The sequence below is a fragment of the Bradyrhizobium sp. SRS-191 genome (assembly GCF_024586915.1).
Lineage (GTDB): Bacteria > Pseudomonadota > Alphaproteobacteria > Rhizobiales > Xanthobacteraceae > Bradyrhizobium.
Genome location: NZ_JANBVS010000036.1, coordinates 1 through 12,248, shown reverse-complemented (window position 1 = coordinate 12,248; position 12,248 = coordinate 1). Strand labels below are relative to the sequence as shown.

General features: G+C 67.1%; 2 protein-coding genes. Both read right to left on the bottom strand.

The window, feature by feature from the left end; translation table 11 throughout:
• Positions 1-11,322 (bottom strand): non-ribosomal peptide synthetase (locus NLR35_RS33425; protein WP_257170805.1); only part of this gene is annotated, 11,322 nt, incomplete at its 3' end.
• Positions 11,315-12,248 (bottom strand): phosphopantetheine-binding protein (locus NLR35_RS33420; protein ID WP_257170804.1); only part of this gene is annotated, 934 nt, incomplete at its 5' end. The genes NLR35_RS33420 and NLR35_RS33425, both read right to left, overlap by 8 nt.

The following is a 12,248-nucleotide window of genomic DNA, read 5'->3' as shown; positions in this document are numbered from 1 at the left end:
GGCCTGGATCATGGTCACGCCATGCCGCGCCACGATCGCCTTCAGCACCGCCGGATCATGCGCCGCCATGCGATCGGCGAGCACGATCCGCGCGCCGTGCGTCAAGGGCAGCCACAGCTCCAGCACTGCGATGTCGAACGACAGCGACGTCAGACCGAGCACGCGATCCTCACGCGTGATGCCCGGCTGTTCGGCCATGGTCGCCAGGAAGTTCGTCACCGCGCCATGACGCACCATCACGCCCTTGGGCAGTCCAGTCGAGCCCGAGGTGTAGATCACATAGGCCAGACTCTCCGGATGCACCTCGACAGCGAGATTGCCCGCATCGCCGTCACCCCGCCCGGCCTCGACATCGAGCAGCCAAGCCTGGGCCCCGCTCGCCTCAAGCACCGCCGCGAACCGATCTTGCAGACCCGCCTGCGTCAACAACAACTTCGCGCCGCTGTCATTGAGCATGTGAGCGAGCCGCTCGGACGGATAATCCGGGTCGAGCGGCAAATAGGCTCCGCCGGCCTTGAGCACTGCGAGCAGCGCCACCATCATCGTGACGCTGCGGTCCAGCGCCAGACCGACCACCATATCAGCGCTGATCCCGTGCGCCCTGAGACGAGACGCCAGCCGGTTCGCGCGTGTGTTCAGCTCGGCATAGCTGATCGTCTCTTCACCGTGGACCAACGCGATCTCGTCTGGCACACGTTCCACCTGCGCCTCGAACTGAGCAACGAGACTGGTGAACGCTGCGCTCTGCACCGTGTCATTGGCTCGCGCGAGCATCGCAAGATCATCGGCCGCATGGGCGACGACGTTCCCGACCGGCTGCTCCGCGTCACTGATGATCGCGGCGAGCAGCTGCACGAACGCCGCCTGAAGCCGGCGGATCTGGACATCCTCGAAATGCCGCCGCTGGAAATTGAACACGAGCCGCAACTCGCCGTCGAGACCGACGCTGATGAACAGCGGATAGTTGCTGGTCTCCCGGATCTGCGTGCTGCTGGCGCTGAGTTCGCCCCGCTTCGTCTTCAGGGCCTGGTCGACCGGATAATTCTCGAACACCAAGATGCTGTCGAACAGCGCCCGCCCGGTCCGGCCCGCCAGCCGCTGGATGTCGGCAAGCGGCATCCAGCCGTGCTCGCGGAGAGCAAGGTTGCGATTCTGCAAATCGCGCAGCCAGGCGCCGACGCCCTGCTCCGGATGCTTGGTATCGACGACCGGCAGAGTGTTGATGAAGAGACCGATCATCTCCTCGGCGCCGGCCAGACCAGCGGGCCGGTCGGAGACCGTCACGCCGAAACATACCGTATCCTGGCCGGTCTGCCGCCGCAGCAACTGCGCCCACGCGGCCTGAACGACCGTGTTGAGCGTGACCCGCTCGCGGGTCGCGAAGTGCTGCAGGCCCCCGGTGAGCTCCGGGTCCACCGCCATGGTCAGAGAGCCGTGACCGACGATGTCTTCGCCGGCCGCTGTCAGCAGGCTCGGCTCGTCGAGCTCCGCCAGCGTCTCGCGCCAGAATGCGGAGGACGCGTCGTGGTCGCGCGTCTGAAGCCAGGCGATGTAGTCGCGATAACGCAGCTTCTGCGCCGGCAACGCGCCCTGCTCCAGCAGTAGCATCACTTCGGCCATGAAACGGGCCGAGCTCCAGCCATCCATCAGGATGTGGTGATGCGTCCAGATCAGCCAATGACGCTCATCGTCGAGCCGGATCAGGCTGAGACGCTGCAACGGCGGCCGCGACAGGTCGAAGCCTTCTGCGCGTTCGCCGCGCGCAACCTCGCCCAGCGCATCGTCCAATGCTGCGGGAGACAGCCCAGCGGCGCGCTCTCGCCAGTCCTCCACGACGTATCGCATCTCCGCGCGGCGATATACGACCTGCTGCGGCGATCCCGACAGCTCTCGCCACAGGAAACCGGTGCGCAGCACGTCATGGCGATCGGTGACCATCTGCCAGGCCGTCCGCAGCCGCTCCGGATCGAGGCCGCGGATTTCGGTCGTCAGCTGGTTGACATAGAGCCCGGTACCGTCGTCGTGCAGCGCATGGAACAGCATGCCCTGCTGCATCGGCGACAGCGGATAGATGTCCTCGACCTCGCGCCAATCGAGCGCCAGCGCATCGAGCTCGTGCTGCGTCAACCTCGACAGCGGCACGTCAGATGGCGTCATGCCCCGGACATCGCCGGTGCAATGCTCGAGCAACTCCGCGAGTGCCATCCTAAAACAGTCCGCGAGGCGGCCGACCGTCGCCGTGCGGTAGCGCTTCCGACTGAAGCCGAACGACACTTGCAGCCTGCCCTCCCGCACATGGGCATTAACGGCGAGATGGTGCCGCAACGGACTCGACGAGGCGCGCGAGGGGCCCGCGCTCTCGGACGCCATGGTGAACAGCGCAGCTTCGCCGGCGCCATCATCCATCTGGCCGAGATAGTTGAACCCGACGCGCGGCTCGCTCCTCGCTGCGAGTGTCTTGCGCTGAGCGTCGGAGCCGAGATAGCGCAGAACACCGTAGCCCAGACCGCGATGCGGAACGCCGCGCTGCATCTCCTTGGTCGCCTTGATCAACGATGCCGGATCACGGCTGCCATGCGCCAGCCGCACGGGAAACGCGGTCGTGAACCATCCGACCGTCCGCGACAGATCGAGCCCGGCCCCGATATCCTCGCGGCCATGGCCCTCGAGCTCGATGACGACATCCGTGCAGCCCGACCATTGCCACAGCGCTCGCGACAGCGCCGATAGCAGGAGATCATTGACCTGCGTGCGGTAGGCCGCATGCGCCGGCCCCAGCAGCGGCGCGGTTCGTTCGGCCTCGATCTCCAACGTGACTTCATGTGCATCGGCGACCGTGTCGCGGCCTGCGTGGTCGTCGTCGCACGGCAGATCGTCCGTCGGCTTGATTGCCGTCCAATATTCCAGCTCCGCCGCCAACGCGTCCGAGCCGGCATACGCGTGCAGCGCTGCGCCCCACTGCGCATAGGCATGCGTCTTCGACGGCAGCGCCAGGCCCTCGCCTCCGCGGACGAGTTGCTCATAGGCGGCCGCGAGATCCTCCAGCAGCACGCGCCAGGACACGCCGTCGACCACCAGATGGTGAGCGACGATCAGCAGCCGCTGCTCGCGGCCGGGCAGATCCATCCCGACGACGCGGACCAGAGGCCCCTTCGCCAGCGAGAGACCCGCTTGAATCTCCGCCGCAAGCGCCGTCACGGCGTCGGCATCGTCGACCTCGCACGCCCGAAACAGCTCGGCGTGTGCCGGCGATGAGCCGTGCTGTGCGCGCCAGAGGCCCTCGTCCTGTTCAAAGCGCAATCTCAGGGCATCGTGGTGGGCGACGATGGCCTCGACAGCACGACCCAGCGTGGCCCAATCCAGCCGCTGGCGCGGCCGCAACAGCAAAGCCTGGTTCCAGTGATCGGGCGTCTCCAGCTCCTGCTCGAAGAACTTGAGCTGAATCGGCAGCAGCGGATGCGCTCCGGTGATCGAGCCCTGCTCCGCCTGCGTCACCAACTGCAGTTCGACACGCGCCGCGCGGGCGAGCGCTTCGAGGGTCTGGTGCTTGAAAACGTCGCGCGGCTCGATCACGAGACCGGCGCGGCGGGCGCGGCTGACCATCTGCAGTGAGATGATGGAGTCGCCGCCGAGCTCAAAGAAATTGTCGGTGACCCCGACATCGGGCGCACGCAGCAGCTCAGCCCAGATCGCAGCCAGCGCGGCTTCGTTCGGCGTTCGCGGCGCAATACGCCCTGCCGCATCCCCTATCTCCGGTGCGGGCAGAGCACCGCGGTCGACCTTGCCGTTCACCATCAGCGGCAGGCGGTCGAGCACAATGATGCGCGACGGCACCATGTAGTCGGGCAGCTCCTCCGCCAGGGCATCGCGCAAGGCGGCGCCGTCCAGCACACCGCTGCCGCTGACATAGCCGATAAGTTGGTGTCCTGAACCGAACGCGCGCGCGACCACGGCTGCGGCGCCCACCGCGGGCTGCTGCAACAGGCACGCCTCGATCTCGCCGAGCTCGATGCGGAATCCGCGAACCTTGACCTGGTGATCGGCCCGGCCGACATAGTCGATCGCGCCATCGCTGCGCCAGCGTGCCAGATCACCGGTCCTATAGAGCCGCGCACCGGCTTCGCCGAACGGATCTGCGATGAACCGCTCTGCCGTCAGCGCCGCGCGACCGAGATAGCCGCGCGCAAGCCCGGCGCCGCCGATATGGAGCTCTCCGGTCATTCCCTCGTCGACCAGATTGAGGTCGGCATCGAGAATGCGCAGGACAGTTCCCGGAATCGGATGGCCGATCGGCACACGCCGTCCGCTCTGCCGGCCACAACTCCAGAATGTCGCGTTGATCAGCGTCTCGGTCGGTCCGTAGCGATTATCGAACCGAACCGAGGGGAACACGGACCGGACCTCGTCCATCAGCTGCACGGGCAGCGCCTCGCCGCCTGAGAACAGACGCGTCAAGCTCGTGCAACGCGTAACATCGGGCTCGGCGATGAACTGCGCAAGCATCTGCGGCACGAAGTGCAACGTGGTGACGCCGTGGGCGACGACCGCGTCGATCAATCGCCTGGGCTCACGATGCGCGCCCGGCGGCGCGATCGCCAGCCGCGCGCCTGTCGTCAGCGGCCACAGCATCTCCCAGACCGCGACGTCGAAACTGAACGGCGTCTTTTGCAGCAGGGTCTCGCTGGGCACGAGCCGATATTCAGCCTGCATCCATGCGAGCCGCGCCGCCAGCGCGCCACGCGTGCAGCCAACGCCCTTGGGCACGCCGGTCGACCCCGACGTATAGATCACATAAGCGAGGCCTTCAGGATGCGTTGGTAGCGAGAGATCGAAGCCGTCGCTGTCCGCCGGGCGATCACCATCAGCGGCATCTGTCACGATCAGACCGGCGTTCACTTCGGCGCTCACAGCGCTGAAGCGATCGTGCAACGCGGACATCGTCAGCACCAGCCGCGCGCCGCTGTCGCGCAGCATGGTCGCAAGCCGCTGGCTCGGATAGTCCGGATCGAGCGGCAGATAGCCCGCGCCGGCCTTCAGAACCGCGAACACGGCGACGATCATGTCGATGCTGCGCTCGAAGGCAAGCCCGACCGGAGCATCTGGATCGACACCGCGCGCACGCAGTCGACGTGCCAACCGGTTGGCGCGCCGATTGAGCTCGGCATAACTGATACGCTCGTTCTCGGCGACCAAGGCGATCGCGGCGGGAGCCAAAGCGGCCTGCCGCTCGAACTGCGCCACGACATCATCGAACTCGCTTTGGGACGCCTGCCCGACAGGTCCCACGCTCCAGCCCAGGATGCGCCGCGCACCGGCTTCGTCCAGTCCGTGCAGATCGGCGAGTGGTCGCGCGCTTGCGTCGGCCATGCGCGCGAGCAGGCATGCCAGGGCCGCCTGCAGTCGCTCGACTTGCGAACGATCGAACCGGCTGCGGTCATAACGGAAGCCGAGCCTGATGCCGGCCTCCGTCACGAAGACGGCGATCGTCAGCGGATAGTTGGTGATCGAGATCTGCTCGGCCCGGCTCGCGCGCGGACCGTCGCCGGACTGATCGCGCAAGGTATCATCAACCGGATAGTTCTCGAACACGAAGATGGTGTCGAACAGCGGGCGACCGGCGCGGCCCGCGAGCCGCTGGATGTCGTAGAGCGGCATCCAGCCGTGCTCGCGCAGATCGACATTACGGTCCTGCAGGCTGCGGAGCCAATCGCCAACCAGCGTCTGCGGCTTGGTGTCATCGAGCACCGGGACGGTGTTGATGAACAAACCGACGATCTCATCCACGGCTGCAATCTCGGGAGGCCGGCCCGACATCGTCGCGCCGAAACAGACGGCCTGCTGACCGGTCAGCCGCCGCAGCAATTGAGCCCATGCGCCTTGCAGCACCGTGTTCAGCGTCACCCGCTCGCGGCGAGCCAAGGCCTGCAGCAGTTCGGCCTGCGCGGCGTCGATGAGGAGGTCGATCGAAGCATGACTGGTCGCCGCGTTTTCGGGCGCGCCAAGCGCGTCGGACAGCAGGCTCGGCTCTTCGAGGCGTGAGAGGAGTTGCGACCAGAACGCGCTCGACGCGTCCTGGTTCTGCCGCAGCAGCCAAGCGATGTAGTCGCGATAGCGCCCGCGCACAGCCCGGAGCGAAACGCCACGGGCATGCTGCATGATCTCTGCAATCAGTCGCGCCGCGCTCCAGCCGTCGAGCAGGATGTGGTGATGCGTCCAGATCAGGCGGTGGACACCGCCGCCGAGATCGATCAGACGGACCCGCTGCAGCGGCGGCCGTGACAGATCGAAGCCGGCCTGACGTTCCGCCTGCGCCGCCGCAGCGAGTGCGCTGTCCTGCGCGGCGGCGTCCATCCCCACGACACGGTCTCGCCAGTCCTCCGCAACGAAGGGCACCACGGCCTGGCGATAGACCACCTGCTGCGGCGCGCCGGACAATTCGCGCCAGACGAAGGCGGTCCGCAACACGGCGTGGCGCGCCGTCACGGCCTGCCATGCGGCCTGCAGCGATGATCCGTCGGCCCCGCTGATGTCGACCGCGATCTGGCTGACATAGCTGCCGCTCTCGGCATCGCGCAGCGCGTGGAACAGCATGCCCTGCTGCATCGGCGACAGCGGGTAGATGTCCTCGATCGCGCGCCAGTCATGGGAGACGCCAAGCAGATCAAGCTCGGACTGGCCGAGCCGCGACAGCGGAACGTCCGACGGCGTGATGCCGTGGATGCCGCTCGTGCAATGCGCGACGAGCTCGCGCAACGCCGCGGAATAGCAGGCCGCCAGCCGCTCGATCGTGGCGCGGCGATAGCGCCTGCGGCCAAAGCTGAACGTCAGCCGCAGTTCGCGGTCCAACACCTGTCCGTTGATGTTGAGCCAGCGGCCGAGCGGCGCGCCGGCGCTGCGCGCGGGTCCGGCGCTTTCCGGCGCAAGGCTGAACGCACTCTCCGCACCGAGGCTCGATCCAAACTGGCCGAGATAGTTGAAGACGATGCGCGGCTCCGCCGCGTTCGCCAAAGCCTCGCGCTGCGCGCGACTTCCACAATGGCGCAGAACGCCATAGCCGAGCCCGCGCGCGGGAATGGCGCGGAGTTGCTCCTTGGTCGCCTTGATCAGCGTCGCATCATCGCTCGCGCAGCCTGACAGGCAGACGGGAAAGGCGGTCGTGAACCAGCCGACCGTCCGCGACAGATCGGCGCCCTCGAAGATGTCCTCGCGGCCGTGCCCCTCCAGCTCGACGAGGATGTCATCGAGCCCGCTCCAGCGTCCGACCGCCCTGGCCAATGCAGCGAGCAGCAGATCGTTCACCTGCGTCCGATAGGCCGCGGGCGCATCCTTCAGCAGCTTCGCCGTCAGCTCCGCATCGAACGCGACCACGACGTCCTCGCCGTCAGCAACGCGGTCGATATCGCCATGGTCGTCGTCGCAAGGCAGATCGACTGCGACGCAGCGCGTCGACCAATAGTCGAGCTGGCCAGCGAACTCCGCGGTCGCGGCATAGTCTGCAAGACGCCGGCTCCATGAGCCGACGGATTGGCTCTTCGGCGGCAGCGCGATCGCCACGGCGCCCTGCGCGGCCTGACCATACGCTGATGCGAGGTCCTCGAGCAGGATGCGCCAGGACACGCCGTCGACGACGAGATGGTGCACGACGATCAGAAGCCGTTGGCTGCCATCCTTCACGTCCATTCCAACCAGACGCAGCAGCGGTCCTTGCAGCGACAAGCTTGCCTGGGCGACCGTCGCAAGCGCGCGGATCTCTCCCGCCTCCGCAACACTCCTCGTCCAGAGCACATCGGCGGATGATGGCGCCTCGCCATACTCCGCCCGCCACTCACCGTGGCCCTCCGCGAACCGCATCCGCAGCGCATCGTGCTGCGCCACGACGGCGTCAACGGCGCGGGCCATGGCTGCCCAATCCAGCCATGCGTTCGGCTTGAGCAACACCGCCTGATTCCAATGATGGCGCTCGCCGGCATCTTCGGCAAAGAAGCGACGCTGGATCGGCAGCAACGGCACCGGCCCTTGGTCGTTCTCTGCCGACCGCGTTTGGAGATCAGCTCCCGGCTCGCTGCGCGCAACCCGGGCCAGCTGTTCGAGCGTCTGATGCCGGAACAGATCGCGCGGCTCGATCGAAAGACCGCGTTGACGGGCACGTCCCACCACCTGCAGCGAGATGATGGAATCGCCGCCGAGCTCGAAAAAATTATCGTGCAGGCCGACGCCCGCCTGCCCGAGCAGCTCGGACCAGATCGCAGCCAGCGTCAACTCCGCCGCGGTCTGTGGAGCAACATAGTTCGTGTCGGCAGCAGGAAGCGTGGGGAGCGGCAAGGCATCGCGATCGATCTTGCCATGCGGCGTCACCGGCATCTGCGCCACCGGCACGATCCGCGCGGGGACCATGTAGTCGGGCAATTCCGCCAGCAGAGCCGCGCGGAGCCCCGCCTCATCGAGCTCGCCTTCGCCGGAGACGTAGCCGACCAGTTGCTGGCGTCCGGCGATCTCGCGCGCCACGACCACGGCCGAGCGCACCCCGTTCTGCTGAATCAGCCGCGCCTCGATTTCACCGGGCTCGATGCGGAAGCCGCGGATCTTGAGCTGATGGTCCGAGCGTCCGACATAGTCGATCACGCCGTCTTCACGCCAGCGCGCCAGGTCACCGGTGCGATACAGCCGTGCCCCCGGCTCGCCGTGGGGATCGGGAATGAAGCGTTCCGCCGTGAGGCCCGGACGATGGCGGTACCCGGTCGCGAGCCCCTCGCCGCCGATATACAGCTCGGCAGTGGCCCCCACGGGCACGATGTTGAGATCGCCATCGAGGATGTAGGCCGAGCGTTGTCCCACCGGCCGGCCGATCGGCGCATAGGCGCAATCGATGTCGGCATCGGCATCGACTTTCCAGACCAGTGGCGTCACCACGGTTTCGGTCGGGCCATAGCCGTTGATCAGCTTGCGTGGCCGCAGCGCCTCTCGGACCTTGTCGAAGCCCGATTTCGGCATCGCTTCCCCGCCGAACGAATACAGCGACACCGGCGGCGGATCGCCGCGCCATGCCGCGAACTCGGCCAGCTGTTGCAGATAAGCGGGCGGAAAGCCTGCATTGGTCACGCTCTGCGCGCGCATCACATCGAGCGTCTGCTCGGCCGACCAGAGATCCGCGTCACGCATCACCAGCGCCGCGCCGCAGCTCAGCGCGGTCCACAGCCGCTCATGCGCGCCATCGAAGGTGAAGGAGAGGAAATGCAGCTCGCGCGACTGCCGGTCCATGTCATAGAGTTCGGCCGTCGCCGCGCAATGCCCCGCGAACGGCCCGTGGGCCACAGCGACACCCTTCGGCATACCGGTGGAGCCGGACGTGTAGATCACGTAGGCGAGGCTCTGCGGATGGACGTCGATGGCGGGATCGCTGTCGCTCCCCTCGCCCGGCCATGCGCTGATGTCGAGAATGCTCACGCTCGGCATCGTCGGCCATTGACCATCGCCAGTCGCCGTAATCAGGACGGCTGTCGCGCCCGCATCGCGAACCGTCGCGGCCTGCCGCGCCGGCGGGTGATCCGGATCGAGCGGAAGATACGCCGCGCCGGCCTTCAGCACGGCGATGAATGCCGCGACGAGGGTGGGCGATCTTTGCATCGAGATGCCGACGACATCGCCCGGATGCACGCCATGCGCCAGGAGATGCCGAGCCATCGCATTCGCGCGCCGATTGAGAGCCTCGTAGCTGATCGACTCGGTTCCGAAGACAAGCGCCGGCGCGGCCGGTCGCTCCTCGGCATGCCGCGCGAACATGCGATGAACCGGCAGGAACGGCCCGGCGACGCGCGCGCTCTCGTTCCACCGCCTGATGTCATCGCGTTGGCGTGCCGAGAGCAGATCCAGCGTCGCGATCGGACGCATGGAATTCTCGGCCATCGCTTCGAGGATCGCACGCCAGTCGCCGGCGAGACGGTCGATGGTTGAGCGGTTGAACAACGCCGTGGCGAAGGAGAACACGGCCGAGATGTCGCCGGATGGCAGCTCCTCGGTGTCGAGGGCCAGATCGAATTTGACGGTCTCGATCTCGGGCGCGATCGCCTCGATCCGCAGCTCCGCGTCGCCCGGCATGTGCGACGGATCGCGACGGCGCTGATGATTGTAGAGCACCTGGAACAGCGGGTTCTGGCTCAGGCTACGCTGTGGCTGCAGAGCGTCGAGCAATCGCTCGAACGGCAGGTCCTGATGCTCCTGCGCCTCGATCGTGACCTCGCGCAGCGCGGCGATGACATCCGCGATAGTGCGCTGCGTATCGATCTGCGTGCGCATCACCTGCGTATTGACGAGCAGGCCGATCAGCCGCCGCGTTTCCGATCGGTCGCGGTTGGCAATGGGAACGCCGACGCAGATGTCGGACTGTCCGCTGTACCGATGCAGCAACAGCTTCAGGCCCGCGAGCAGAACGACGAAGATCGTGGTCTGGTGCCGCTGCGCCAGCGCCCGCACCCGCTCGGCCAGGGGACTGCCGAGCGAGATGCGCACGCCATCGCCGGATTGATCGGGCTCGGCGGCGCGGGCACGATCGAGCGGCAGTTGCAGCATCGTCGTGTCGCGCAACCGGCTGGTCCAATAGCGAAGCTGCCGCTCGCCGTCCGAAGCGTCCATGCACAGCCGCTGCCAGGCGGCGAAATCGCCATAGTCGATATCGAGCGCAGGCAGCGCATACGCCTCGCCCCGCACGTCGCCGTGATACAGCTGCCAGAATTCGTCGGTCAGCACCTGCAGCGACCAGCCGTCGGCCACGATGTGATGCAGCGTGACGGTGAGGATGTGATCCTGATCGCCCAATTCCAGCAGTGCCGCACGCAGCAATGGACCGGACTCGAGATCGAACTGCTGGGCAGCCTGTTCTCGCCGCACCCGCGCGGCCTGCTGCTCGCGGTCCTCGCCGCCAAAGATGATCCGGCGCAACGCGACGGGTTGCGGCGGACAGACGATCTGCTCAGGCTCGCCCCCCTCCTGCCGGAACACGGTGCGGAGCGCAGCATGGCGAACCACCAGCTGATCGAGCGCGCGCTGCAACGCGTCGATGTCGAGCCGGCCGCGCAGACGGATCGAAACGGGCATGTTGTAGGCCGAGCTGCCCGGATCCATCCGCCACAGAAACCAGAGACGGGATTGGGCGAACGACAATGGCGCCCGCTGCAGCTGCCGGCTCGCGATCGGCAGGATCGACAGATCGATGCCCTTCGCGGCCAGCTGCGTCAGAAAGGCCCGCTGCTTCGCCGGCTCCAGAGACGCAAGGCGCCGGGCGATCTCGCCGAGCTGGTGCTGCTGCAGTCCGGACTGATCATTCATGGGCGAACTCGACTTCCTTCAGCAGATCGAACATGGCGACGATGTCGCCGCTGCGCGAGTTGTCAGGTGGATCGGCCGCCAGCACCGACGCCATTCGCTCGACCGTCGTCAGCTCGAACAGGCGCTTCAAAGGCAGATCGCGCGCGAGATCGCGCTTGATGCGGCCGACGAGCTGGACCGCGACCAGCGAGTCGCCGCCGAGCTCGAAGAAATTATCGGTGACGCCGACATCGTCCCGGTGCAGCAGCTCGGCCCAGATCGCGGCGAGCGCCACCTCCGTCGGATTGCGCGGCGCGATGCGCTGCGTCTCGGTCGGCCGCGCATCGGGCAGCGGCAGCGCCTTGCGGTCGACCTTGCCGTTCGGCGTCAGCGGCAGCTGCGGCAGCACCATCACCCGCGACGGCACCATGTAGTCGGGCAGCGCTGCTGCCAGCGCCGCGCGCAGCGCTGCACCGTCGACATCATCGCCGCTGACATAACCGATCAGTTGCCGGCCGCCGCCGACCTCCTGCGCCACCACGACGCTGTCGCGCACCCCCGGCTGCTCGCGCAACCGCGCCTCGATCTCGCCGAGCTCGATGCGATGGCCGCGGATCTTCACCTGGTGATCGGCACGGCCGACATGGTCGAGCACGCCATCGGTGCGCCAGCGCGCCAAGTCCCCGGTCCGGTACAGCCGTGCGCCGGCAGGACCGAACGGATCCGGGATGAACCGCTCCGCGCTCAGCGCGGCGCGCTGCCAATAGCCGCGCGCGAGGCCATCGCCGCCGATGAAGAGCTCGCCGACCACGCCGACCGGCGCGAGGTTGAGATCGGCGTCGAGCACATGCAGCGTCGTATTGCCGATCGGACCGCCGATCACCGGCGACGGATCGGCAGCATCGAGCTGGTGACGCGCGGACCACACCGTGGTCTCGGTCGGCCCA